The following is a 23,826-nucleotide window of genomic DNA, read 5'->3' on the forward strand; positions in this document are numbered from 1 at the left end:
CGCGTTGCTTGGGCAGTCTTAAGCTTAGATTTCCTTGAAAATGTCTCCAACAATCAGCGTTGATCGCGTCCATTGAGACTGACACGGTACAAATTTAGGGTTAGCTAGAAAGTCAGCCCGCACGTACCATAGTTAAGGCCAACAACTAAGCTGGCTGCTCCCAAAGAAGAACCAGACGGAAGATCGAAGACTATGGCATTTCATGCTAAGCAAATTGTCATAACTTCGGCGCAAGCAGACGCTGCCGAAGCCGAGATCGTAGAACAGTCTAAGAGAATAGACTTCTATATGACCGAGTACTCCGTCGAGATCTTGGCTCAAAAAATGCGTGACGGCGAGTTCGTGGTACCAGGTTACCAGCGGGCGTTTACGTGGGAACCAGAGCGAAAATCTCGATTCATTGAGTCAGTTCTCATGGGCCTTCCTATTCCCTTTCTGTTCTTTTGGGAGATGGAAAACGGCAAGTTAGAGATCGTCGACGGCTCGCAGCGCCTTCGTACACTCGAAGAATTCGTCCTTGGCGACTTGAGGCTCACCGAACTTGAATCTCTCGCTTCGCTATCGGGATTCCGCTTTGCTGATCTGCCGGAGTCGCGGCAGCGAAAGATCCGAAACAGGTCGATCAGAGGCATCGTTCTGAACGAACATGCGGATGAGCAAGCTCGATTCGACATGTTTGAACGCATCAATACTGGAAGCAAAGTTGCCAACAAAGCAGAGGTGCGCCGAGGCGCATTGACCGGACCGTTTATGCGGATGGTCATAGCACTCGCGGAGACATCCGAGATGAAGGACTTGGCACCAGTTTCGCCCAAGCAAGCAAAGGAGCGAGAACTCGAAGAACTCGTAACGCGCTTTTTTGCTTACGGTGATGGACTCGATGGATATCGAGATCGACCATCCGAGTTCATATTTCAGTACGTCAAGCGAATGAACCAAGAGTTCGATGCCAATCCTGAGAAGGAGGAAGGGTATCGGCAACGCTTCAATGATGTCATGGGCTTCGTGAAGGAAATTTTCCCGCACGGTTTCCGCCGAGCCGCTACGGGCAAGGCCACGCCACGAGCAAGGTTCGAAGCGATTTCCATTGGCTCTCTTCTGGCTCTCCAACAACAGCCGCAACTGAGAAACAATCATCCAGACGTTGAACGATGGCTTGGTAGTCAAGAATTTGCAGCCATCACTGGTTCTGACGGTGCTAACGCAGTGGCTCGTCTGAAAGCACGGACAGGTTACGTACGTGATCGATTGCTCGAGGGTTGATCATGGAAGATGTAAAGCAAGCATTTGAAGAGCGACGAAAAGAGATAGAGGCCTATCTTGAATTCTTGGAGTCGGTAGAAAAAGATGCTCAATCTGGCCCTCCCCGACTTAGTGGCGGAAACTTGATCACGGTCCAGCAGCAGAGAATTCTCTACTCAGGCGTTTACCTTCATCTCTATAACCTTGTGGAAGCGACCGTAGTCCGTTGTGTAAATGCGGTCACCGAAGCTGCACTTCTGGTAGGAAAATGGAATCCAGCCGACCTGACAATTGACTTGCGACGGGAATGGGTGCGGGTCATGGCTAGAACGCACGTGGATCTGAACTATGAACATCGCCTAGTAAGCGCGCTTGCTCTGTGTGAACACATGGTTGGTTCTCTGCCAGTCGAAGGCTTCAAGATGGAGGCCGGCGGTGGCGGCAACTGGGATGATTTTGCTATAGAGGGCATTGCTGTGAGGCTGGGATTCCAGCTGAAAGTCAGTAATCCGGTCTACCAAGCGATCAAGAGGAAGTTTCGCGACGACAAAGGACCGCTGGCTCTCGTTAAAGATCTTCGCAACTCTTTGGCACATGGAGGAATCTCCTTTGCCGAGTGTGGTGAAAACGTGACAGTAAGCGAGCTCAGAGATCTTGCGAATCGCACGGCGGCGTACCTAAGAGAGGTCGTTGATGCCTTTGACACATTCATCCAAGGACACGGGTTCTTACTCGAAGAAAAAAGGCCGGCACACGCTTGAAGACTAAAGAATCAAAGAAGAAGCGAACTGAAATTCAGGCTGTGGATTTGTTCTGTGGGGTTGGCGGGCTTACCCATGGGTTAATCCTAGGCGGGGTTAAGGTTGTTGCTGGTGTCGATTTGGATAGCATTTGCCGCTTCCCGTACGAAGCCAACAATGCCGCCGCATTCATTGAGCAGGACGTCAAGACTCTCTCCGGCAAGACTGTCCGCAAGTTGTTTAGCGAACGCGGACTCAAGCTTCTGGCCGGATGTGCTCCTTGCCAGCCGTTCTCCACCTATAGCCGTGGTGGCCGAAAGAGTGGGATCAACGAAGACTGGGAACTCGTCGCCAGTTTTGGACGGCTAGTCCGAGAGGTGCAGCCTGATCTTGTGACGATGGAAAATGTGCCTCAAGTCGAGCAGCATCCAGTTTTTCAAGAATTTCTGAGTGACTTGCATGGTTACCACGTCTCTTGGAGCGTAGTTGAGTGTTCGAGCATAGGTGTGCCGCAAACTCGTAAACGCTTGGTGTTGTTTGCTTCCAAGTTTGGGCCAGAAGGGTTGTCCATTTCGGAATCGAATCGGCGCAAAGTGACGGTTAAGGACGCTATTGCTCATCTACGACCCGTGGTAGCCGGGCAGGCTGATAAAAAAGATCCGCTACATATTGCTCCTCGTCTTAGCGACCTCAACATGAAGAGAATCAAAGCCTCGCGTCCGGGTGGAACATGGCGTGATTGGCATCCATCTATGCGTGCTGCGTGCCATAGGAAAGTCAGTGGAGACACCTATCCAAGTGTGTACGGCCGCATGGAGTGGAACCAGCCCGGTCCGACTATGACAACCCAGTGCTTTGGCTATGGCAACGGTAGGTTCGGCCACCCTGAGCAGGATCGAGCCATTACATTACGTGAAGCCGCAATGCTGCAGACTTTTCCCGTTGGCTACCGTTTCCTCAAGAAAGACGAGAAAGCAAAATTTAGCTTGCTTGGTCGATTGATTGGAAACGCAGTACCCGTTCGCCTTGGCGAAGTGATAGCGGAAACATTGAAAAGTCACGTGGCCTTCTACGCATCTGCTGAAAAGCGCGAATGTGCCTAGGCATTAAAGCTTAGCCACCTTGCTGCTGAAGCATGCGGTAGTAGTAGCGATATAGCTTTGTAAGCTTTACCTCAACATCAGAGTCACAAACGACTGTTAGGGAAGCGTACGAGTGATATTTCTTCCATGAGCCCGGGTTCATAGAGTCTGCCATGTAGCCGTGGACGCATGCCCCTGTGCTGCATTCCAGAATAGCTATCACGTCATGCTTTGATGGTGTATTGAAGTCGTCCAAATCAAATTCCAAGTACGACTGCGCTCCATTATTTTCGTAGATTCGGAAGGATGATCCTTCGCGCTGCACGTCAGTGACATCGGCACACGACTCATAGAAGGACGCAATCATTTGTAGGGTTTGACCTACATCTGGGTCTTGTGCGCGAATTGTAGTGGTTGTTAGCAAGCTGACAACGAAGAGCAAAACGCGACGTGATCGCATGGCCATTCTCCTAATGAGCGCCGCGTTGTCCGCCTCCAATGGTTATTGGATCAGACTGTCTCGCCTTAGGGAGTTGACTCTTGCCACTGTATCTCGGGCGGGAGTGCTCGCCGGGAAAATTTATTGTCACGGCACCGCCAACCACGGAGTTACTACTTGAACCCCAATTACCTGTTGGATACACCCCCGTAATTGCAGTCCCTCCCGTTACCGTCGTGGAGGAATAGGCACCCAGTGAAAATCCCTTTTGCTCATAGAGGTTCAGTGTTGTTGTCTGATTGACAACTTCGGAGCCTGAGGGGCCAGTAGCTCCTTGGTTCGTCGTTGTCGTCCTTGCATTAAGTAAGTCGGAGAGGCCTTGTTGGGCGCTGCAAATGGCCGGGACGATCGTGATCGCGGCTAAAGCGAAAACCATCTTAGTCATAATGCACCTCATCACTGATTGGAGGTGGTTAGATGCTCGGGCAACCAAGTGAGCCGGGTGCGGGCAATCTCCTAGACCCTTCCGCCACATCTGGTTTGGGCAATTGCGTGGGCCGAACTGCGTCAGACGATACACCCAATCGAAAGGTATACCTTTCGATACCGTGACTTAGGCCTATCAAAACTCATATCAAAATACTACAATCTCAACCTATAGGAGATTTGATATGGGTGAGATCGTCGGATATGCACGTGTTTCCAGTGCTGGTCAGTCTCTGGATTTGCAGCAGGACAAGCTGACGGAGTTTGGTTGCAAACGAGTCTTCGCGGAGAAGCGATCCGGCAGACAGGCGGAAGGTCGAGCAGAGCTGCAGGCATGCCTTCAGTTCCTACGTGATGGTGATGTTCTAGTGATCACCCGGCTTGATCGCATGGCACGGTCTGTTCTCGATCTTGCAAAGATTGCTGATCAGCTCAAGAGCAAGGGTGTAGTACTCAAGGTGCTCGATCAGGCTATCGACACAGCTACATCCGAGGGCAAGCTGATGTTCTCCCTGCTGGGAGCCTTTGCAGAATTCGAGTGCGATATCAGGGCGGAACGCCAAAACGATGGCATCCTGAAGGCCAAAAAGAAGGGCGTTGTCTTTGGCCGCAAGCGTGCTCTGACGCTTGAACAGTGTCAGCGGATTCGCACGCTGCGCGAGGAGGAGAACTTTTCCATGCCTCAGATTGCGGAGCGATTCAATGTGGGTGTCGCAACTGCCTACCGTGCGCTTAAGCATGAAAGCAGCGCGCCGGATAGTTTGATCTAACCGATAGCTAAAAGAGTGGATGCAACCTTGAAGCAAAAATACAAGACAATCTCACTTTTTTCGGGCGCGATGGGTCTAGACATTGGCATGCACCAGACCGGGAGGTTTGAGCTACTTGCGGCGGTGGAAAAGGTGCCCGCCTTTTGCGAAACCATAAGGAAGAACGTCGGATTGGGCCATCTCGGAGGAGAAACCATGGTCTTCGAGGGCGACATCGCGGACATTGATCCGTTCGAAGTGATGCGGGCAGTTGGCTTGAAACCCGGTCAACTCGACGTTCTTGTTGGTGGGCCGCCGTGCCAATCCTTCAGTACTGCCGGAAAGCGTGGCACTACCCAAGATTTGCGAGGCACGATGTTGTGGCAATTCCTGCGATTCGTCGAAGCAATGCGCCCGAAGGTCTTTGTGATGGAAAACGTTCGTGGATTGATTTCGGCAGCGCTCAAACACCGCCCGATTGATCAACGCCATCTGAGACCGCTCGATGCAGATGAGGAACCTGGATCCGTGGTTCAGAAATTTGCTAGCGACCTCCAGGAGCTACCAGGCGCTAGCTATCACATGGACGTGTTTGAAGTTAACTCGGTGAACTATGGCGCGCCTCAGATTCGTGAGCGCCTTCTATTCATAGGCAATCGCTACAACGCGCAGGTAGATTTTCCGCAACCTACTCACCGAAATCCCGCTGACCTCACATCATCCGAGGAACCGGAACAATCGACTCTTTTCGCAGCGGAGCCCAATGGCTTTCAGCCATGGCGAACCCTTGCCGATGCACTTTCAGGGTTGCGTGATCGCACTCCCGAAGTACTCGACTTCAGCGAACGCAAGAAGACTTTTCTTGCACATGTTCCGCCAGGCTCGAACTGGCGGAGTCTGCCCGTGGACATGCAAAAGGAGTCCATGGGGAAAGCCTGGGTCGCTAAAGGTGGTCGATCTGGATGGTGGCGACGCCTTACTATGAATCTTCCATGCCCTACGCTAGTGACACTGCCAAATCACGCAAGCACATCGCTTTGTCATCCGACTCAAACACGTGCCCTGAGCGTACGCGAATACGCTCGGATCCAGGAGTTTCCCGATGATTGGGTGTTTTGCGGCAAGCTTGCCGACAAATATACGCAGATCGGCAACGCCGTTCCCACGCGTTTAGGAAGCATTGCCGGGCTCGTAGTTGCTGAAACCCTCGACACTCTCAAAGCGCGAAGCTGGCACCGATTTACGACGGTGCGAGAGGGTTACAGACTGGTGTACCTCCAGTCTCATATACGCACCAGGAAATGGTTTAAGGATGGTAAGGCGGTTGTTTGGGATGACATAGGCGACGAAGACTCTCGTTACAGCGAGCCTAAAACCAAGCAGCGAGTTCGCACGCTACGCAACGCGGTAACTCTCTAGGAATATTGATGGCTCCCAGGAATCCCCATTTACCGGCGAACGTCCCAGCTACCGTCTTCTCGAAGGTGAGCATCCTTAAAGCTTTGGCGACTGTTGACCATGATCCTCTCAGTCGTGGCCGAATTTTAGCGCTGGAAAGCGGGTTTCGCCGGCGGGTTACTAACCATATCGAATCTCTTCCGTTTGCGAACGCTCCGCTTAGGACTTTCAGCACGAATCCATTTGTACTGATGGTATACGCACAGGCCAAGGGCTATACGCGACTCAGTCAGATTGAGGGTGACATTCTCCCAGCGAAGCTCTTTTCTTCCATGGAAACGTCCGCCGGACGCATGATTGAGGATGTAGCTCTTCCAATATATGGATGGAGCGCAGTGCCAAGTGGGATGCATACGGCCAACTCTGCGCTAGATGGCCTACAGCTCGCCTTACCTGTGCTTAGAGCTGCGACTCTAAAGAGTGGACCACGCTGCCTTAACGACGAAATGAGCGAAAATTTCGCCGACAATGTTCTGAGCTACGGTCCTTCATGGCTGAGTACCAATGGCGCAACGGTGCTCGATTTCAGCTATGGCGTACTCTACGGAACACGGGCGCAGTCCAACAAAAAAGACTGGCACATTCTTCGTAAGATCGTTGAGAAGCTGCCGCCTGAGAAAGTTCTATCTCCACCTTGGCAACGTTGGGAGTGCGAATTTCTTCTGGGGAATGCCAGAGCTAGAGCTTCTGTTCGTATCGGAGCAGATTGGTGGAGTTATCTAGGCGGCCCACCATGCCTTATGGAGGTATGTGTCGCGCTCATTCGAGCATGTGTAATGCCTGGGTACGCTGACCCGGCTGATACGAACTATGTGATCGGCGACCTTTACGAAATCGTGTCCTTGCCGCTTGGGTATTCTTCGCCATCCTTCAATGTCGGGATTTTGCAAGCTAGCCAGATACCTTGGCTTCTGTTCCTTATGAGACACTTTTGCGATGCCTATGAAAATTGACTGTGCCCGAAGGCGTTAGATGTTGTAGAAAATGCTGCAAAAAGCAGTAGCCGAAATTCTCAAGCAAGGATTTGGGATGCGGGAATCGCAGGTCGCTATCCTAGATGGCGAGCCGCTTACAGGAAAATGCTATGTCCGATGAATGGAGTGACCAAGAGCTATCGGCATCTGTCATGGCCTACAAAAAGATGATGCTGCTTGAAGCCGAGTCGAAGTCATACTCGAAACGTCAGGTCTATCAGGATCTATCGAAACAATTCGGTCGATCAGCGAAAGCGTTTGAGTACCGGATGCAAAACATTTCTGCCGTCTTGGATGAGATGGGTAGACGCTGGCTTCCCGGCCTGAAGCCTGCCGCGAATGTTGGTGAAAACGTCAAGCGCCGACTCATGGTATTGCTGGAAAAGCCCTCGAAGAGTAAACCTTCAAGTCAAAAGGACGATGCCGCTTACAAGCTAAAATTACCCGCTATCCGGGATTGGCTGATCGAGGTAGCACGTGGCTATGGCAAGGTTACTTACGGGCAAATCATGGATGCCTTTAGCATCGACCGATTCAGCCTGCGACACGCCATGGATTTCCTTGGACATCAAGCAGACAACCGTGATGAGCCAATCATTACAGCCTTGATCGTTGGCAAAACGACACAGCGCTGTTCATCGGGCATAGTCAAGGAGTTCGGTGTTAACGACGATGAGGCAGAACGCCAACGCTTGTATGAGTTTTGGAAGTCCAAAGATAACGATAGCGTAGAGGCGCAACAGACATCCTCCAGCCTTGAAGTGAGAGCTGCTAGGTTTGTCAGCGTAGAGGCGCGACCGGATCAAGCAGCATTCCGAAATCTCGTTTTTCGAGCCTTCAACGGACGCTGCATTATCAGCGGCTGCGATGTTGTCAAAGCCTTGGACGCGGCACATCTGAAAGGCCGTGATTGGCGCCTTGGCCACAACCGCGCCGAGGATGGATACCTACTAAGAAAAGACCTGCATGCTCTATACGATGGTGGGTTGCTTCACATCAACACTGAAGGTGTCGTGGAGCTTGATCTCACCGTTGTAGCGCATTATCAGCATTTCGCAGGTGTCAAAGTCGCCCAAAGATGATGATCCATGTGATGTAGCTGTACCGGTCACATCTGTACTGCCATTCTGAGACGTTCGTATCCGGCGATGGCGTGCCAGCTTGCAATCCAACTCGTACCTTCAAACCCTTGCAAGGTGTGCCAGAGGCCTGCCAAAGTCATCTTGGATGGCCGAGTAGCACCCGCGCAGAGAATGGCTTTAGACGCTGTCCTACGAACTTTAAAAATGTAGTCGATAAAAAGACCAAACTTGTAACGCGATTTCACAGATCGCGCTCAAGATATCATTCCACTGAGGCGCAGTGAGCGTACGTGCGCCGGCAACGCCATGAACTCTGCATGATCGATGAGAAGGCGTGTGAGGATCAGATCCTCCGCTACGTGAACTTCGAACGCGCGCTTAAGCTGAGCTTCCGTTAGCGGCCGATCTACAGACTCTCCAGCAGCTATCGCAAGGCTTACAGCAGTCTCAACGACTCGTGCGGATAGAGCCATCGCATGGACACGAAACGTCAGCGATTCATCGGTAAGTTCTGACATGCGAATCTCGTTCTGGTTGTGGTAGAGGCATCGCCAAAGCTTTCGGGTGCTCCACGGCGCTCGATCAGTAACCGTGCCGCGTTGCTCTGACCTTCTCTTTCTTCTCGCGAACCTCAGGCTCCAGCGGCTTGTTACCGTAGTACGGCGAATTCTTGTTGATCCAGTTCGCGATGGCCCTAATGAGGCATTCGAAGAGGATCCACCACACGACAAGGTAGACACCCAGAGCTATCCACCCGTAGTTGCCTTGGACGTACCAGCAAGACCCAGCGAAGAAGATAACCAGCAAACCTGCACCGTTCAGGGTGTAGAACGCGTAGGCAGTCAGCAACTTTCCGAAGATCGATCCCATGAGTCAGATCCTTAAAATTGTGAGGAACACGTCCTGCGGAGCAAGGAGTCCTGTGGTGAGTTCAATCTGACTTCGGACGGATGGTGCAGACGTAATTTTGGGCGGCAGCAAATACCTGCGTGCTCACGTAGTAGCCATGGAAATCCACTAGCCCGTAGGACATTGGCGCGGTTTGCATGTCGCTTACAGCCTGCCTCACGACGGCTACGGCATCGTCCAGCGGGATTCCCAGCGATGCTTCCGTGGTCTGGACACATAGCGAGGCAAACATGTCTTGGTTGTGCGTCGTGAGCGTAAAGGTCTGGTCGTACTGGAGGATTGTTCCACCCAGAAAGTCGCCGGCGTTATAGCCCAGACGGGTCTTGTGGAAGTCACTAATTCGATACGCGGCTTCAACTTCGCTGTTCCAGCGCTCCATAAAGATGCCAGTCGAGCTGGCCCAACCTGAGGTGTTTGCTTCGGATGCTATAGCTGTACCGTCGCTTGTCGTACTTGCCTCACCTTGCTGCTGAGTAAAACTGGAGAAGGCTACGAAACCGACTATGCCGATGATGAAAACCCACATAACTTTGAACGGTGTACGCACGTGATGTCCTCCCCCTAGGATGCCTTGAGCCCTGATCGACGTTTTTCCGAGCGAATTTTTTGGCAGCTCAATAAGCAAATTGTACCGTGTAGTGCCGCCAGAGGGAATGCCGCCAGAGGTAGAAAACACCGCCATTGCCTAGTGTTTGGGCATGGCAACCAAGCACGCTCCCAAGGGTACTAATCCCCCTTCCAAGAACAGATCTGGACCACCTTCTGAACTGCTTTGCGCAGTGGGAGCGCGAGTCCGCGAGATACGGCAAGCCAAAGGATTCAGCCAAGACAAGCTGGCTTACAGCATTCCTCTCGACCGCGCCCACATTGGAATGATCGAGAATGGTAAGCGTGCAGCAACCATCCCAACACTGGTCAAGCTTGCCGTTGCTCTTCAATGTGAGGTCGGCGAGTTCTTTCCGCCCGCAAAGGAACTTGCCAGGCTGAGCAAATTGGATGATGTAGATGCGTGACAGACGAACGCTGTCCAAGTTCGCATATGGATTGCAGCACTATCGGCACGCCATCACGGCGAGAAATTTCGCTCTAGCAACATGCGCAAGGTATGCCCCAGCTGACCGTAACCTATAGAAATGATCGCCAGCAGAACGGTCCGGAACCCTTGCTGTGTAAGGGTTGCCGAAACTTGGGAATTTCTACGTTACAGGGTACGGATTCCCATTGAGCTCCTTTAGATCACCGATGCATCTATGTAGAGCAGTCCCTTCCCATCCACATAGAAAAGACGTTCCTGACGTTCCCAGCCGGGTGTCTTAGCCTCTTTCAAAATGTATCCGTAGACACCTGTGGTCTCGAACAGCTGCACATTCGTTCCACGCGCGCTGACAAGCTTTCTGGTGACTTTATAATTTAGTGATCGAGCCGATGCTTGCCATGCTTTGGTTAGCTGATGCAAGGCGACATCTGGATTCTTGTCGAAGCAGGGATGGTCGTGCAGCAAGAAGTGGAAATGGCACGATCCCCTGTCCTTGATCACATGGTCATCATGGCTACGCTTAAGAATGCTTGCGTGCTCAAGCGTGGCTGCACCGGTCAAGCATTGAAGGCCTTGCTTCGACCAAGAACGGCCCAGCAATCTCCTGTTCAATCGCTTGATGTGTTCGGATGCAAACGCTATTCCTTGGGTGTCCGTAAGCTTGTATTGAAATGTCAGAGTGGCGAAAAATCTGTAGGGCCAATTTTGATCTATAAAGTCTATATATTTCTGTACCTTAGCATATTGATGCTCAAATATTTCGTAATTTTTATACATGTTGATTCCTATAATTTAGATAAATATTTTCCAATCTGATCCGACATTTCTGTCGTCAGTGAGGTGTTGATAAGCGTTGGTTGTAGGTTGCTAGGTCGACCAGCGTGAAGCGTTGTTGACCCGTAGCAACCGTATTTAGAGATTTTTGCGAATCGTGTCGAAAATTTGTTCCAGCTCATCGACCGGGCATGGATAGCACCGGTCGACAACCACGAGTCAGTCGAGGTTAGGAGAGCAAGTTCGTCTTTCCAGCGTATTCACCATCCGACAAGAACCTTTCGAAATTCTTGATCATGTTTCTGGTGATTTGCTTTTTAGCCCAAACCACAAACCTTTGCGCTGACAGCAACTCTTTTTCGTAAGGCGAGATGTAAATGAGCTCGGATAACGTTTCCGCTACCATGTAGCGTGAACCACCGACATCAAGATCAAGGCATCGGTGATCCTTCCACAAAACTATGGCGGTGGCGATTCCGGATTCCGGGTTGGTCTGAAAAAGTGCCGAACCACGAAAACTACCGAACTCCGTGTCACTGCCTTGTTGAAGCCACTGCTGTATATCCACCATCGTTTGACACACTAGGTATTCGGCAAAGTCTGGTTCCATGTCAGCATCGAACTTGAAGCCAACCGCGGCACGATATTTTCCGGGCGGGATGGATGTATCAGTCGGTGCGTTTGTGATGATTGATGTCTTCTTCAGTAAAGCTCTTTCATATGTTGCATTCATTTTTAAGTCCTCATTTGGTAATTTTTGGCGATAGTTGTCCCTGCTGAAGAAATCTCAGCTGCAGATGTTCTGATCGGAAGGTAAGCGCTCTCAGGAGCCTGAGCAGCGGTGTTGCTTAGTAAGTTGCTGGCGTCAATGAGCGGTTCTGACCCTCTCAGCCATCCACGTCGCCACCTCAGACTCGAGCCATGCCACTGTTCTGCCGTGTAGGCGGAAGGATCGTGGGAAGTGGCCACTCTTCATGAGTGTGTAGATGTGCGTTTGAGAGATCCCCACACGATGCATCACGTGTGGAAGTCGAAGGAATCGTGGTTCAGGGCAGTTTTCGTAGTTCATAGATCACCTTTTCTGTTTATCGAATTTTTCCTCCTTGGCGTTATTGCCTGCGGCTGGTCGTGTTCGATGGCCGCACTATACGTGTTACTTTTACCTTTGCAAGCATTTGATTAATATAATAAAAAGTATTTTTCAACCTCATAAAAATCCCTGCGCGCTTATAAATTTCAGCCGCCAAATCACAGCTGGGTACCCTGCTTGAAGGGCACCGAAGAGCGTAAACATGAAGATGAGCCGTCATCGCTACCTATGTTTTATTAGAGCGATTGAGGGTCAGACAGCGACAAAAAAAGACCACCGTGTAGGGGTGGTCTTCGATGCTTACTATTACGATGCTTCGGTCCTGCAAGCCATCCATTGTCGAACTTCCCGATCGGACCACGCGACGGCTCTCCTTGAAAGCGCGATCGAGCGAGGAAAGGTTCCCTCTCCTTGCATCTTGTAGATCTGTGAACGCGATAGGCCGATGAGGCACATCACTTCAGGGAGACGGAGGAAGCGGGTCGTAAGGGCGTGTTCGAAAGACATGGATCACCTAGTGGGTTCCAGAAAGGCGGGTGCCAATCTGAGCTGTTGGTCAGCTCAACCATCGTAGGAGACGAACGGAACTAGTCCAGAAGTCCGTCAAGACGCACCCAACAATATTTAGCAATTCAGAATCATTTTTATAGTGAGTTGGTAGGCAGCGTGTCGCTGCCATGGCAGATGGCTCGCGACAAATATAAGAATTGTTGTGGACGGCCCAATGGGTAGTTCGTCGCGCGGTCTAGGTCAGATTTTCAATCTGAATAGAAGCCAAATGAGATAAGTGACGTCGGGCCTGAACGGTGAGGTTCACGCCATGGGATCTCGTGATCGACGCATGCACGTCGCTTCGGGAAGATCGCCTGTATGACCGCCCAGAAAGCTGGAAAAGGCTACGTCGCCTGAGTGAGCTTGATGTGGGCCCACCAGTGGGGCCACCAACTGTACACTACTCAGAACAATGGCTAAATTTAAGCATCATTGTGCATGTAGCAACGTTCTGCATCGGCAAGTAATCAGCTGGCTTGCAGGGCAAGCAGCGTTTCTACTTCATGCAAGGTAGGCATGCCGCCTTGTGCGCCAAGTTTGGCTACCGATAGTGCGGCGGCGGCGCATGCCTTGCGCACGGCCTGCGGCAGGCCTTCATGCAGGAAAACGGCGAGTGCGGCGTTGAAGGTGTCGCCGGCCCCGGTGCTGTCGATGACATCGACCTTGAAGCCAGCCTGATGCTGCGGTTCGCCACTTTCGCGATACCACGCGCCTTCGGCGCCACGGGTGAGTACCACGGGGCAAGGCGTGCGCTGCATCAGGTCGCGGAAGTCTTTAGTGGAATCGGTCTCGGTAGGATCGGCATCGAGCAGGATCGCGAGTTCATGCTGGTTCGGGGTAACGTAGCGGGCGAGTTTCAGCCAGTCGGTGGGCAGCTTCTGTGCGGGCGCGGGGTTGAGAATCACCGGCACGCCGAGCCGTTGGCCGAGTCGCAATGTCGCTGCCACGGTTTCCAGCGGAATTTCCATTTGCACCAGGACCGCGTCGGCGAGGGCCACCATCGCCTGTGCCTGCTCGACTTGGGCCGGAGTGACACGAGCATTGGCGGCAGGTATCACGATGATCTGGTTTTCGCCGCCGGCGACGGTGATCGAAGCTGTGCCGCTGGCGCAGCCGTCGAGCTGGACGGTATGCGTGAGGTCGATCCCTTCGGCGGCAAGACCTTGGCGCAGTTGCCGGCCGAACGCGTCAGCGCCGATGGCGCCGACCAGTGCCACCTCGGCGCCTAGCCGTGCCGCAGCTACCGCCTGGTTCGCGCCCTTGCCGCCCGGCACTGTCAGAAAGCGTTCGCCCAGGATGGTTTCGCCGGGGCCGGCGAAACGCGGCGCCTGGGTCACCAGATCCATGTTGATGCTGCCGACGACGACGATGCGTGTCATGTCTTGCTCCCGGGTGCTGGGCCGCTGATTTCGCGGCTATCGGGGAGCTTAGCTGTTGCGGCGATGAGGCTGAAACCACGCACCCCCGCTCTACATCCGCGGCGCGATCAATGCGCGCGACCGATCCCGGAGTCGTCGCCCTGCTCCAGCGCCGGTGCGGCGCCGGCCACCGCCAGCAGCGATTGCGCGTAGCTGTCCTCGATGCTGACGGTGGATACCTCGTCCCACGAGAAGAACGAGGCCTCGCGCATCCACTCCGCATCGGGGCTGAGTTCCTGCATGTGGAAGCCGTCTTCCTCGACGCTGACCAGCCGGCCGATGTAGCAGACCTCGGCTTCGTCCTCGCTGTCCACATGCACGCCGATCACCGGTGCCTGCGCGCCGGCGGCCTGGATCACTTCGCGGATGTTGTCCAGCGGAAAGCCGCGTGGCGGCCGCGGCAGGATGTGCTTAAGCGCCAGCGCCTTCTCGAAAAACACATGGTGCTTGTCCGGCGCTTCCAGTTCGGAGATGTCGCGATGGCGCATCACGTACATGCCGTCGTAGGTGATGCCGTCGCCGACCACCCAGAGCAGGAAGAATTCCCGCCCGACGCCGCCCACGTATCCGCAGAAGCTGCCGTGCTCGAGATCCTCGCGCCACAACCGTACCAGCGTCTGCTTCTGCTGCGCTTCGCGCAACTGGGCGCGCTGGCCGGTATTTTTCAGTTCAATGATGTTGCTCACGGCTTCCATTTTAACAGGTCGAGGTAATTGGCTTGTTAGCATCCTGGAAAGCTAGAGGATGTAGCGGCTGAGATCTTCGTCCTGAACCAGACTGCCAAGCGTTTTATCCACATGTTCGCCGTCGATCTTGTAGTTTTCGCCGGATTTGTCTGCGGCTTCGTAGGAGATTTTCTCCAGCAGCCGTTCCATCACCGTATGTAGTCGGCGCGCGCCTATATTCTCAGTGCGCTCATTCACCTGGAACGCCACCTCAGCCAGCCGGTCGATGCCGCTGTCGACGAACTCCAGGCCCACGCCTTCGGTGGCGAGCAGCGCTGTGTACTGCTTGGTCAGCGCGTTGTGCGGTTCGCGCAGGATGCGCTTGAAGTCGTCCACGCTGAGCGCGGACAGCTCCACGCGGATCGGCAGGCGGCCTTGCAGTTCCGGGATCAGGTCGGACGGTTTCGCCAGCGAAAACGCGCCGGAGGCGATGAACAACATGTGGTCGGTCTTGATCGGACCGTACTTGGTCGACACCGTGGAACCTTCGACCAGCGGCAGCAGGTCGCGCTGCACGCCTTCGCGGCTGACGCCGGCGTGGCCGTGGTCGCCCCGCTGAGCCACCTTGTCGATCTCGTCGATGAAGACGATGCCGTTCTGTTCGGCCGCCTCCATCGCTTGCGCGCGGATCTCCTCGTCATTGAGCAGTTTGCCGGCCTCCTCGTCGATCAGCAGCGGTCGCGCCAGCTTGATCGCCAGCTTCCGCTGCTGTGTCTTGGCGCCACCGAGGTTCTGGAACATCTGGCGCAATTGCTGGCCCATTTCTTCCATGCCCGGCGGCGACATGATTTCCACGCCCACGTTCATGGCGAAATCCAGTTCGATCTCACGCTCATCCAGCGCGCCCTCGCGCAGCTGCTTGCGCAATTTCTGGCGGGTGTCGTTGTGCTCGGTGCCGGCCGGCGCCGCATCGTGGGTCCAGTCGGTCGGTGTCTGCCGGCGCGGCAGCAAGGCATCGAGGATGCGATCCTCCGCGCGATCCTCGGCCTGCGTGCGCACGCGCTTGATCGCCTGCTCGCGGGTCAGCTTGTAGGCCACATCGGCGAGGTCGCGGATGATCGACTCCACATCTTTGCCGACATAGCCGACCTCGGTGAACTTGGTCGCCTCCACCTTCACGAACGGCGCGTTCGCCAGCGTGGCGAGTCGGCGGGCGATCTCGGTCTTGCCCACGCCGGTGGGGCCTATCATCAAGATATTCTTCGGAGTCACTTCCTCGCGCATGCCCGGTTCCAGCTGCATGCGACGCCAGCGGCTGCGCAGAGCCACCGCCACAGCGCGCTTGGCGTCATGCTGGCCGATGATGTAGCGGTCGAGTTCGTTGACGATTTCGCGGGGAGTCAGTTCGGACATGAAGTCACCGAGGATGTTCGTGCGTGGGGAAGCGCAGCGGAGTGCGCGAACCGTGTGCGATCAAGCCGTAGCGCGCCGCGCCTACAGCTCTTCGATCGACACGTTGTGATTGGTGTAGATGCAGATGTCGCCGGCGATCTTCAGCGCCTTCTCGACGACGGTTCGCGCATCCAGCTCGGTGTTTTCGAGCAGCGCCATCGCCGCGGACTGGGCGAATGGACCGCCGGAACCGATGGCGATCAGGCCGTGTTCGGGTTCGACCACATCGCCGTTGCCGGAGATCAGTAGCGACACTTCTTTGTCGGCCACCGCGAGCATCGCCTCGAGCCGACCGAAGCGGCGGTCGGTGCGCCATTCCTTGGCCATTTCCACAGCGGCGCGGGTCAGGTTGCTGTTGTGCTTCTCGAGCTTCTGCTCGAACAATTCGAACAGCGTGAACGCATCGGCAGTGGCACCGGCGAAACCGGCCACGACGTCGCCGCTCTTGCCCAGCCGGCGCACCTTGCGCGCATTGCCCTTCATGACCGTATTGCCAAGCGTGACCTGGCCGTCGCTGCCGATCACGACGCGGCCTTCGCGGCGCACGCAGACGATGGTGGTGGCGTGGAAGGATTCCATGATGGTGCCTAGCTCCGGGAGGGAGCTGACTAGATATGGATCGGCCAGGCCGATTGCAAGCGATGCCCGCTAGCCTCAGCCTCAGCGCGGCAAGGCGTGCAGGAACGGTGCAGCTGCAGCAGCCACCTCGGCCGGCGCGCAATCCGCCACGCACAGGGCTTCGTCATGCGGGCCACGGGGGCGATAGCGGGTCAGGTTGTCCCGCGTGAACAGTCCCAGCGTAGGTACGCCGGCGGCGCAGGCCAGATGCATCACGCCGCAGTCGGCGCTGATGTAGCCATGGCACTGCGCGAGCACGGCCGCCATCCGACGCACGTTGCTGGAGTAGAAGGCGGGAAAGCGGAGCTGCAGCTGCGACTGGCCATGCGCAGGAAGCATCTCGATGAAGCTCAAGCGCGGATTCGCCGCCTTCAGTGCGTCGGCCAACGCCAGCCACCACTCACCGCCAAGGCGTTTGTTGCCGGTGGCATTGGGGAATAGCGCGATGACCTGGTGATCACCGTCGGGTGCATGCCCGAGCAGGTCGGTCAGTAGTGCGCGGCCGCACACCTGTTCTTCCGCACGCAGGTGAATGCGCATGGGTGGCCAGATGGCGTCCTGAGCCATGAAAGGCAGCCCCATCGCGCAACGCAATGCGTATACGCCATCCAGCGAAAAGTGGCTGGGCGCGTGAGCCAGGGCGGTTTGCCAGGCCGAGCCGCCTTCGCGCAGTTCGCGCTTGCTGGAAGGCAGCCCCAGCAGATGGCGGGCGCCACTGAGGAACAGCAGCAGCCGGCCCGAACGCGAGCCGCGGGTGCTGTCGATGGCCAGGTCATAACGGTTCCGCCGCAGCAGCAGCAGCGTGCGCAACAGGTGCACGGGATGGTGACCGGGCCGCCGGGTCAGTTGATGGATATGGCGAACTTGGCGAAATCCGGCGAACACGTCATCGGCTGCTTCGCAGCCGGTGACCAGATCGATCTCGGCACCGGGATAGCGCCGTTCCAGCTCGGTCAGCAGCGGGGTCAGCAGCAGCGTATTGCCAAGCCGATGATTGGGACGCAGCAACAGGATGCGGAAAATGTCGCGAGGTGGCAGCTCACCCACGCCCAGCAGGTGCCGATGCGTCGGCCGCACGTCGTGATCGATCACGATGGGAACTGTGACCGAGAGTGGAATTTCCGAGCGGGTCACGGTGGCTGATGCCTGGAGGGTTGTCGGATGGCATTGTCGCGGGAGGAGTCTTTCCGCAGGCTTATGGCGGCTTCGTCCGAGGCTTGTCGTTCAGCGCAGAGTAGCAGTTTCGTATTTATTTGCGACGCGCGCGCGGGTGCGCGGCATCGTAGACCTTGGCCAGATGCTGGAAATCCAGATGCGTATAGATCTGCGTGGTGGCGATGTCGGCGTGGCCGAGCAGCTCCTGCACGGCGCGCAGGTCGCCGGAGGACTCCAGCATGTGACTGGCGAAGGTGTGCCGCAGCAGGTGCGGATGAATGTTCTTGGGGAGGCCTTGTTGCAGCGCCAGGGTTTTCAGGCGCAGCTGGATCGTGCGCGGGCTGATCAGCGCGCCACCACGACCGCGGAAGATGGGGCTGTCGGCCTGCATACCCTCTTCGGTGCCGAGTGCGCGCAGCGCGACGATAGCGTGGCGCCCGACCGGCACGATGCGGGTTTTGCTGCCCTTGCCGAGCACACGCACTTCGCCGCCGTCGAGATCCAGATCGATCCAACGCAGGCCCACCAGTTCGGACAGACGAAGGCCGCTGGAATAGAACAGCTCCAGCATCGCACGGTCGCGCACGGCAAGCTTGCCGCCGCTGTCGGTTTCGACCAGCGCGCTGGCCTCGTCGACATCGAGTACCTGCGGCAGCTTGCGACGCACCTTGGGGCCGCGCACGCCGAGCAGCGGATCGACGGCCAGCAGGCCTTCGCGGTTGAGCTGGCGGAACAGGCTGCGGCAGGACGACAACAGGCGCTGCAGGCTTTTCGGCGCCAGGCCGGCGCGATGTTCGCCAGCGACAAACGTCCGCATCCGGTTCGCATCCAGTGCGTCGAACGAGGTCAGCTGTTGCGTTTGCATGAAACGCAACAACTTGGCCAGGTCGCGGCGATAACCGGCCACCGTGTGCGGCGAAGCGTGCCGCTCCCCGGCGAGGCGGGCGAGCCAGCCGTCGACTTCTTGTTCAGGCGTCATCGCCGGACCATGGGCAGGCCCTCAGGACACGTCTCGCGAACGCGCCAAAGCGGCGGTGATGGTGGCCGAGATCATCTTCAGGAACAGCGTGCCCATGCCGGGCTGGAAACGGTCGGGATCATGGCTGCCGATCGCCAGCATGCCGGAGTCGCCCAGCCGCATCATCGCGACTGAGCGGATCTCGGTGGCGACCACGCCAAACAGCCGGCCGAGCTTCTCGGCCGACAGTCGCCCGGAGACGGGTTCGTTCTGATCCAGGAACTCGGCGAACTCCGGCAGGGCTTCGGGTCCGGCTACCTGCTGCAGCCAGGTGGCGCGCGGCAGGTGCGCCTCGTTGCCGAACAGCACCAGACGCACGTGCTCGGTGTGGAAATCCGCGCTGAGCTTGGCGACCACGCTGCGTGCGGTCACCTCCATCGTGTTCGCGCGCAGCAGCGCCACGGTGAGCGCGTGCACGCGCTCCATCAGCTTCTCGTTCTCGGCGGCGATCTCGATTAGCTCGGCCAGCCGGCGTTCCAGCTCGGCGTTCTTGTCGCGCAGGCTCTGCAGCTGATAGACCGCCAGTGAGGATACGGCGCCCTGCTCGCGCGGCATCGTCAGTTTCGCGGCCAAGTCGGGATATTCGCTGAGGAACTCCGGGTGGCGTTTCAGATAGGCGGCGACCACGCGGGCCTGGGTGGCGTCGTCGAGCAGGGTTGCGCTCATGCGGAGGTATCCTCGAACCGTTACGGGGCGTGCGGAAAGAGCGCGCCGTCTGGCTGGAGTGTGCGATGGACGCGGTCGCGCTTCAACCGCCGTGTCAGGCTTTGTGCGCCGGAACCGTCCATTCGCCCTCGAACGCGAACGCCGCCGGCCCAGTCATCCACAGCGGGTGGCCAGGGCCGGCCCAGTCGATCCGCAGCGTGCCGCCGGGCAGTTCCACCTGCACGCGGTCATCGACCTCGCCTCGCTGATGCAGCACGGCCATGGCCGCGCAGGCCCCGGTGCCGCAGGCCAGCGTCCAGCCAACGCCGCGCTCGTGCACGCGCAGGCGCAGGCGGCCGCGATCGAGTTGCTGCACGAAGCCGGTGTTGGCGCTCTGCGCAAAGCGCTCATGGCCCGACAGCAGCGGGCCCAGCTGCTCCAGAGCCGGATCGGTCAGATCACCCACGACCACCACCGCATGAGGATTGCCCATCGACACCGCGCCGATCTGCAGCGTGTCGGCGCCCACGCGGATTTCATAGCGATCCGCCGCCTGTTCAGCTGCGAACGGAATGCGCGCCGGCTCGAAGATCGGTTCGCCCATGTCCACGGTGACTTCGTTCGTGCCCAGCAGGCGTACCGTCACCGGCCCGGACGGGCTCTCGATCCTGATGTTGTCGCCAAGCGCCAGCTCGCCGGCTCGATGCAGCCACGCCGCCACACAGCGCACACCATTGCCGCACTGGCCCGACGGCGATCCATCGGCGTTCCATATGCCGTAGTAGAACGCACATGTCGGATCGCGCGCGGGCTCCACGCTCAGCAGCTGGTCGAAGCCCACGCCGGTGTGACGATCGGCTAGCGCGCGGATCTGCGCCGCATTCAGCGGCATGCCATCGAGCCGACCATCCAGCACGACGAAGTCATTGCCGATGCCGTGCATCTTGGAAAAGCGCAGCTGCATGATCGCGCCGTCGCTCAGGGCTGCTGGGCCGCCGGCATGGCGCTGCTGGCGGCAGGGGCCGGCGCTGCCGGTGCCGGAGCGGTTGCCGCCGGCTTGGTCGGCGGCAACGTCAGCGGGCCCTTGTTGCCGCAACCGGCAAGCGTGGCGACAACGAGACAGAACGGCAGCAGCAGAAGGGATCGGCGCATGGTGAGGGTTCCTTGAGACGACCGCAGTATAACGATGCCTGCGGCGTCGACCGTTATGATGCCGGTACTAATCGCCCACCAAGGCGATGAGGGATTCACGATGGACTGGAGCAAACTGCTACGCCTGCCGGCAACCGTGCTGCTGTTGCTGGCAACGGTCTTCGCGCTGATCACGCTGGTACAGCTGGTGGTATTGCGCCGGCACCTGCATCACCGCCGCCGGCTGGCGGCCAGCGGACGTGCGCTGCTGTGTCTGGGTGCTTTTGCGCTCACCTTGCTGCTGGCCGGTGCCGGTTTCGCGCTGCGCGGCTACCGGCTGCTCGGCGAGGAGGCGCCGATAGTCGATATCGACGCCCGCATCCTGTCGCCGCAACGCTGGGCGCTGGTTCTGACCTGGCCCGACGGCAGCTTTCGGCAAGTCCAGCTGGCCGGCGATGACTGGCGTGTGGAAGCTGTGGTGCTGAAGTGGAAACTGCCTGCACTGCTGGCCGGCATGCCGCCGCTGTACCGGCTAGATCGTTTGTCCGGCCGCTACGACGATGCCGCACAGGAAGCCAGCGCGGCACGCACCGTGATCGATTTCGGCGAAGCCGGAGCGTTCGATCTGCGCACCCTCAGCAAGCAATATCCGCAATGGCTACCCGAGGTCGATACGGTCTACGGCAGCGGGGCCTTCCTGCCCCTGGTCGATCAAGGCCACTACAGCGTCAGCCTGATGCGTACCGGTGCATTGGTGGCGCGGCCGGACGAGGCGACCGCACGGCGGATCGGGCAACCGCTGGGCGATTGAGCCGCTGGGCCGACGCCTGTCTCCGGCCGCGACGGGTTCATGCAAGCAGTTTCTCGTAGCGCCAACCATCTGCGCCGTCCTGGTAGTAGCCCGCCAGTGCGCCGATACGTCGATAGCCGAGGCGTTCGTAGAGTTTGATCGCACTGTGGTTGTCGGTGCGCACTTCCAACCGCAGCGCGCGGCAGCGACGCTGCCGGGCGGCGGCTTCGGTGGCTTCGAGCAGTGCGGAGCCAACACCTTTGCCGCGTGCCTCGGGCTGGGTGGCCAGCGAGTACAGCCGCGCCACGCCGCTGCCTTTGCGGAAGAACAGCACGGCGGTGCCGAGAAAGTTGCGGTGATTCGCGCTGGCCACCAGTACCAGCGCGGAGTCGCTGTCGAGATGGCGACGGTACTGCTCGCGGCTCATGCGGTCGCTGTCGAAGGTGCGGTCCTCCAGAGTCACCAGGTCATCGAGGTCGGATGTTTCAGCGCGGCGGACGCGCACGCTGGCGGTAGCGGGAAGTGGGTGCATGCCGGACTTGGGAATCCTGCGCTGCGCATCGCGCGGCGTCGTGGGGCAGAGGGGTGGGGTGATCGACACGCGCGGACTCTAGCAGCCGTTGCCGGCAAGAGCCCGTAGTTTTTGATACGGTCGGATGTCGTTTAGTCGAGCTTCAGCGCTTTCGCTTGTGCAACGGCGGCCCTGTGCCAAACTGCGCGACTCGTGTATTCCGCTCTGCCGCCGCAGGGCCTTCCCGCCGCAGCTGCATCGCCTGAGTGGTGTCATGACCCGTCTGGTCATCGTTGTCGAAAAAGCCTCCGACTGGAGTTCGTACTACCCGTCCGTCGACGTGATGAGCGCGATGGATTACCTGCGCGAGCCGGTTGGCGGCGACGACGAACGCACCCACGTCATCAATCTGTGCCGCAGCTACAAGTATCTGGGCACCGGTTACTACGTGTCGTTGCTGGCCGAAGCGCGCGGGCACAAGGTGATGCCGTCGGTACGCACGGTGAACGACCTGCGCCGGCGCTCGCTGTACGGCGTCGACATCGATGACCTCAACCAGAAGCTGACTCATTTCCTGCCGGCCGGCGGCCGTGACACCACCGACTTCGGCATCCTTGTCTACTTCGGCGAGACCGCCTACCCGGCGCTGCAGGATCTGGCGCGGCAGGTGTTCGAATCTTTCCCTTGCCCGCTGCTGCGCATCGAGTTCGAGCGCGACCGCGTGTGGCAGGTCAGCGCGATCAAGCCGGTCGGCCTGCAGACGCTGGACGACGCACAGGAAGATGCGTTCGCAGAGGAGCTCGACCGCTTTTCCAAGAAGCTGTGGCGCAAGCCGCGCGCGCGCAAGCTATACCGCTACGACATCGCCATGCTGGTCGATCCGGCCGAGCAGATGCCGCCGTCGAACAAGAAAGCGCTGAAGGCGTTCGTCGCGGCCGGCAAGGAGCTCGGCATCGAGGTCGATCCGATCGGCAAGAACGACTACCAGCGCCTGGCCGAGTACGACGGCCTGTTCATCCGCGAGACCACCGCCAGCGACAACCACACCTACCGCTTCGCGCATCGCGCGGAGAAGGAAGGCATGGTGGTGATCGACGATCCGACTTCGATCCTGCGCTGTACCAACAAGATCTTCCTCAACGATTTGATGGTGTCGCGCAAGCTCGCGGTGCCGCGTACGGAGATCCTCTACCGCGACGACAGCAAGGGTATGAAGGACGTTGTTGCCAAGCTTGGCTTTCCGCTAGTGCTGAAGATCCCCGACGGCTCGTTCTCGCGCGGCGTTGTCAAGGTGGAAGACGAAGAAGCGCTGGCGCAGGCGGCCAGCAGCCTGTTCCAGCACAGCGCGCTGCTATTGGCACAGGAATACGTCTACACCGAATTCGACTGGCGCATCGGTGTGCTCAATCGCGAACCGTTGTATGCGTGCAAGTACTACATGTCGCGCGGCCACTGGCAGATCTACAACCACGGCGCCAAAGGCACCGCGAAATCCGGTGGTTTCGAAACGATCGCGGTGAACGATGCGCCAGCTGAAGTGGTCAAGCTGGCACTGAAGGCGACCCAGCCGATTGGCGATGGGCTGTACGGTGTCGACCTGAAGCAGGTCGGCAATAAGCCGCCGGTGGTGATCGAGGTGAACGACAACCCGTCGATCGATGCCGGCGTCGAGGACGCTCATCTGGGCAATGAACTGTATCTGCGCGTCATGCAGGAGTTCCTGCGGCGGATGGAGCGCAAGCGGCAAGGCGTCGCGGGCTGATCGCCCCGTTCCCCTTCTCGCCGGCAAGTGACGGGGGCTCGCTTTGCC

Annotated in this window: 25 protein-coding genes; 10 read left to right on the top strand and 15 right to left on the bottom strand. The window is 57.6% G+C overall.

The genetic code is table 11. The annotated features are described in order from the left end of the window. Nucleotides 1-192 precede the first annotated feature (192 nt). Genes BUA26_RS09065 through BUA26_RS09075 form a run of 3 tightly spaced genes read left to right on the top strand, consistent with a single transcriptional unit; the run spans nt 193 to nt 3,085 of the window. Nucleotides 193-1,263, top strand: coding sequence for a DUF262 domain-containing protein (locus tag BUA26_RS09065; protein ID WP_072759699.1), 1,071 nt, complete (start codon nt 193-195; stop codon nt 1,261-1,263). Between the two features lie 2 nt (nt 1,264-1,265). Next, nucleotides 1,266-2,003: an MAE_28990/MAE_18760 family HEPN-like nuclease gene (locus BUA26_RS09070; RefSeq protein ID WP_072759701.1), complete on the top strand. Its 738-nt coding sequence runs from the start codon at nt 1,266-1,268 to the stop codon at nt 2,001-2,003. Beyond that, entirely contained in the window at nt 2,000-3,085 is a 1,086-nt protein-coding gene (locus BUA26_RS09075) for a DNA cytosine methyltransferase (RefSeq protein ID WP_072759703.1), read from the top strand. Before BUA26_RS09070 ends, BUA26_RS09075 begins: the two co-directional genes overlap by 4 nt. A 10-nt stretch (nt 3,086-3,095) precedes the next feature. Here BUA26_RS09075 and BUA26_RS20595 read toward each other — a convergent pair whose 3' ends face one another. Continuing rightward, nucleotides 3,096-3,524, bottom strand: a complete 429-nt coding sequence (locus BUA26_RS20595; protein WP_218587791.1) for a hypothetical protein — start codon at nt 3,522-3,524, stop codon at nt 3,096-3,098. 650 nt (nt 3,525-4,174) lie between these two features. On the opposite strand from BUA26_RS20595, the gene BUA26_RS09085 reads away from it, so the two are divergent. The 4 genes from BUA26_RS09085 to BUA26_RS09095 all read left to right on the top strand — a co-directional run bounded on the left by BUA26_RS09085 (nt 4,175) and on the right by BUA26_RS09095 (nt 8,252). After that, nucleotides 4,175-4,759, top strand: a complete 585-nt coding sequence (locus tag BUA26_RS09085) for a recombinase family protein (protein WP_072759707.1) — start codon at nt 4,175-4,177, stop codon at nt 4,757-4,759. 27 nt (nt 4,760-4,786) lie between these two features. Next, the gene (locus BUA26_RS09090; RefSeq protein ID WP_218587792.1) at nt 4,787-6,157 is read left to right on the top strand and encodes a DNA cytosine methyltransferase; all 1,371 of its coding nucleotides are present in this window, start codon (nt 4,787-4,789) and stop codon (nt 6,155-6,157) included. Between the two features lie 8 nt (nt 6,158-6,165). After that, entirely contained in the window at nt 6,166-7,149 is a 984-nt protein-coding gene (locus BUA26_RS20725; protein ID WP_255368219.1) for a PDDEXK family nuclease, read from the top strand. Between the two features lie 131 nt (nt 7,150-7,280). Beyond that, a complete protein-coding gene (locus BUA26_RS09095; RefSeq protein ID WP_143154214.1) occupies nt 7,281-8,252 on the top strand; it encodes an HNH endonuclease signature motif containing protein in 972 nt (323 codons plus the stop codon). 582 nt (nt 8,253-8,834) lie between these two features. Here the strand turns inward: BUA26_RS09095 and BUA26_RS09100 are convergent. Both BUA26_RS09100 and BUA26_RS09105 read right to left on the bottom strand, forming a co-directional pair. Beyond that, a complete protein-coding gene (locus tag BUA26_RS09100; RefSeq protein WP_072759712.1) occupies nt 8,835-9,122 on the bottom strand; it encodes a hypothetical protein in 288 nt (95 codons plus the stop codon). Between the two features lie 61 nt (nt 9,123-9,183). After that, nucleotides 9,184-9,708, bottom strand: coding sequence for a hypothetical protein (locus tag BUA26_RS09105; RefSeq protein ID WP_143154215.1), 525 nt, complete (start codon nt 9,706-9,708; stop codon nt 9,184-9,186). A 151-nt stretch (nt 9,709-9,859) separates the two neighbouring features. On the opposite strand from BUA26_RS09105, the gene BUA26_RS09110 reads away from it, so the two are divergent. Beyond that, nucleotides 9,860-10,174 carry a helix-turn-helix domain-containing protein gene (locus BUA26_RS09110; protein ID WP_083572934.1) on the top strand — a complete coding sequence of 105 codons (315 nt, stop codon included), beginning with the start codon at nt 9,860-9,862 and terminating at the stop codon, nt 10,172-10,174. Between the two features lie 218 nt (nt 10,175-10,392). Here the strand turns inward: BUA26_RS09110 and BUA26_RS09115 are convergent, their stop codons facing one another. The 11 genes from BUA26_RS09115 to BUA26_RS09175 all read right to left on the bottom strand — a co-directional run bounded on the left by BUA26_RS09115 (nt 10,393) and on the right by BUA26_RS09175 (nt 20,736). After that, nucleotides 10,393-10,974, bottom strand: a complete 582-nt coding sequence (locus BUA26_RS09115; protein WP_072759716.1) for a hypothetical protein — start codon at nt 10,972-10,974, stop codon at nt 10,393-10,395. Nucleotides 10,975-11,200: 226 nt separating this feature from the next. Beyond that, nucleotides 11,201-11,704 carry a hypothetical protein gene (locus BUA26_RS09120; protein ID WP_143154216.1) on the bottom strand — a complete coding sequence of 168 codons (504 nt, stop codon included), beginning with the start codon at nt 11,702-11,704 and terminating at the stop codon, nt 11,201-11,203. A 1,376-nt stretch (nt 11,705-13,080) separates the two neighbouring features. Next, the gene (gene rbsK, locus BUA26_RS09135) at nt 13,081-13,992 is read right to left on the bottom strand and encodes a ribokinase (RefSeq protein ID WP_072759724.1); all 912 of its coding nucleotides are present in this window, start codon (nt 13,990-13,992) and stop codon (nt 13,081-13,083) included. A gap of 107 nt (nt 13,993-14,099) precedes the next feature. Continuing rightward, nucleotides 14,100-14,726 carry a hypothetical protein gene (locus BUA26_RS09140; protein WP_178368561.1) on the bottom strand — a complete coding sequence of 209 codons (627 nt, stop codon included), beginning with the start codon at nt 14,724-14,726 and terminating at the stop codon, nt 14,100-14,102. Between the two features lie 42 nt (nt 14,727-14,768). Beyond that, a complete protein-coding gene (gene hslU, locus BUA26_RS09145) occupies nt 14,769-16,109 on the bottom strand; it encodes an ATP-dependent protease ATPase subunit HslU (RefSeq protein WP_072759726.1) in 1,341 nt (446 codons plus the stop codon). Between the two features lie 81 nt (nt 16,110-16,190). Then, complete coding sequence (hslV, locus tag BUA26_RS09150) at nt 16,191-16,727, bottom strand: ATP-dependent protease subunit HslV (RefSeq protein ID WP_072759729.1); 537 nt, start codon at nt 16,725-16,727, stop codon at nt 16,191-16,193. An 81-nt stretch (nt 16,728-16,808) separates the two neighbouring features. Next, entirely contained in the window at nt 16,809-17,858 is a 1,050-nt protein-coding gene (locus BUA26_RS09155) for a glycosyltransferase family 9 protein (RefSeq protein WP_255368220.1), read from the bottom strand. A gap of 157 nt (nt 17,859-18,015) precedes the next feature. Then, a complete protein-coding gene (gene xerC, locus BUA26_RS09160; RefSeq protein ID WP_072759731.1) occupies nt 18,016-18,900 on the bottom strand; it encodes a tyrosine recombinase XerC in 885 nt (294 codons plus the stop codon). A 21-nt stretch (nt 18,901-18,921) separates the two neighbouring features. After that, nucleotides 18,922-19,605, bottom strand: a complete 684-nt coding sequence (locus BUA26_RS09165; protein ID WP_072759733.1) for a DUF484 family protein — start codon at nt 19,603-19,605, stop codon at nt 18,922-18,924. 94 nt (nt 19,606-19,699) lie between these two features. Next, nucleotides 19,700-20,548: a diaminopimelate epimerase gene (dapF, locus tag BUA26_RS09170; protein WP_072759735.1), complete on the bottom strand. Its 849-nt coding sequence runs from the start codon at nt 20,546-20,548 to the stop codon at nt 19,700-19,702. A gap of 14 nt (nt 20,549-20,562) precedes the next feature. Next, nucleotides 20,563-20,736 (bottom strand): LPS translocon maturation chaperone LptM, encoded by a 174-nt coding sequence (locus BUA26_RS09175; protein ID WP_072759737.1) that lies wholly within the window; start codon nt 20,734-20,736, stop codon nt 20,563-20,565. Between the two features lie 100 nt (nt 20,737-20,836). Here BUA26_RS09175 and BUA26_RS09180 point away from each other — a divergent pair, with 100 nt between their 5' ends. Continuing rightward, the gene (locus BUA26_RS09180; RefSeq protein ID WP_072760230.1) at nt 20,837-21,526 is read left to right on the top strand and encodes a hypothetical protein; all 690 of its coding nucleotides are present in this window, start codon (nt 20,837-20,839) and stop codon (nt 21,524-21,526) included. A 37-nt stretch (nt 21,527-21,563) separates the two neighbouring features. On the opposite strand, the gene BUA26_RS09185 is transcribed toward BUA26_RS09180, so the two are convergent. Beyond that, the gene (locus BUA26_RS09185; protein ID WP_072759739.1) at nt 21,564-22,037 is read right to left on the bottom strand and encodes a GNAT family N-acetyltransferase; all 474 of its coding nucleotides are present in this window, start codon (nt 22,035-22,037) and stop codon (nt 21,564-21,566) included. 253 nt (nt 22,038-22,290) lie between these two features. Here BUA26_RS09185 and BUA26_RS09190 point away from each other — a divergent pair, with 253 nt between their 5' ends. After that, nucleotides 22,291-23,778, top strand: a complete 1,488-nt coding sequence (locus tag BUA26_RS09190) for a RimK family protein (protein ID WP_072759741.1) — start codon at nt 22,291-22,293, stop codon at nt 23,776-23,778. The last annotated feature ends 48 nt before the right edge of the window (nt 23,779-23,826 follow it).

The organism is Rhodanobacter sp. OK091 (genome assembly GCF_900142825.1).
Classification (GTDB): domain Bacteria; phylum Pseudomonadota; class Gammaproteobacteria; order Xanthomonadales; family Rhodanobacteraceae; genus Rhodanobacter.

Bases quoted from the DNA above. Each gene is read 5' to 3' on its own strand.
- BUA26_RS20725 (WP_255368219.1), top strand. From the start codon at position 6,166: ATGGCTCCCAGGAATCCCCATTTACCGGCGAACGTCCCAGCTACCGTC.
- BUA26_RS09070 (WP_072759701.1), top strand. From the start codon at position 1,266: ATGGAAGATGTAAAGCAAGCATTTGAAGAGCGACGAAAAGAGATAGAG.
- hslV (WP_072759729.1), bottom strand. From the start codon at position 16,727: ATGGAATCCTTCCACGCCACCACCATCGTCTGCGTGCGCCGCGAAGGC.
- BUA26_RS09085 (WP_072759707.1), top strand. From the start codon at position 4,175: ATGGGTGAGATCGTCGGATATGCACGTGTTTCCAGTGCTGGTCAGTCT.
- dapF (WP_072759735.1), bottom strand. From the start codon at position 20,548: ATGCAGCTGCGCTTTTCCAAGATGCACGGCATCGGCAATGACTTCGTC.
- BUA26_RS09110 (WP_083572934.1), top strand. From the start codon at position 9,860: ATGGCAACCAAGCACGCTCCCAAGGGTACTAATCCCCCTTCCAAGAAC.
- BUA26_RS09180 (WP_072760230.1), top strand. From the start codon at position 20,837: ATGGACTGGAGCAAACTGCTACGCCTGCCGGCAACCGTGCTGCTGTTG.
- BUA26_RS09115 (WP_072759716.1), bottom strand. From the start codon at position 10,974: ATGTATAAAAATTACGAAATATTTGAGCATCAATATGCTAAGGTACAG.
- rbsK (WP_072759724.1), bottom strand. From the start codon at position 13,992: ATGACACGCATCGTCGTCGTCGGCAGCATCAACATGGATCTGGTGACC.
- BUA26_RS09165 (WP_072759733.1), bottom strand. From the start codon at position 19,605: ATGAGCGCAACCCTGCTCGACGACGCCACCCAGGCCCGCGTGGTCGCC.
- BUA26_RS09100 (WP_072759712.1), bottom strand. From the start codon at position 9,122: ATGGGATCGATCTTCGGAAAGTTGCTGACTGCCTACGCGTTCTACACC.
- BUA26_RS20595 (WP_218587791.1), bottom strand. From the start codon at position 3,524: ATGCGATCACGTCGCGTTTTGCTCTTCGTTGTCAGCTTGCTAACAACC.
- BUA26_RS09185 (WP_072759739.1), bottom strand. From the start codon at position 22,037: ATGCACCCACTTCCCGCTACCGCCAGCGTGCGCGTCCGCCGCGCTGAA.
- BUA26_RS09175 (WP_072759737.1), bottom strand. From the start codon at position 20,736: ATGCGCCGATCCCTTCTGCTGCTGCCGTTCTGTCTCGTTGTCGCCACG.
- hslU (WP_072759726.1), bottom strand. From the start codon at position 16,109: ATGTCCGAACTGACTCCCCGCGAAATCGTCAACGAACTCGACCGCTAC.
- BUA26_RS09140 (WP_178368561.1), bottom strand. From the start codon at position 14,726: ATGGAAGCCGTGAGCAACATCATTGAACTGAAAAATACCGGCCAGCGC.
- BUA26_RS09190 (WP_072759741.1), top strand. From the start codon at position 22,291: ATGACCCGTCTGGTCATCGTTGTCGAAAAAGCCTCCGACTGGAGTTCG.
- BUA26_RS09095 (WP_143154214.1), top strand. From the start codon at position 7,281: ATGTCCGATGAATGGAGTGACCAAGAGCTATCGGCATCTGTCATGGCC.
- xerC (WP_072759731.1), bottom strand. From the start codon at position 18,900: ATGACGCCTGAACAAGAAGTCGACGGCTGGCTCGCCCGCCTCGCCGGG.
- BUA26_RS09065 (WP_072759699.1), top strand. From the start codon at position 193: ATGGCATTTCATGCTAAGCAAATTGTCATAACTTCGGCGCAAGCAGAC.
- BUA26_RS09120 (WP_143154216.1), bottom strand. From the start codon at position 11,704: ATGAATGCAACATATGAAAGAGCTTTACTGAAGAAGACATCAATCATC.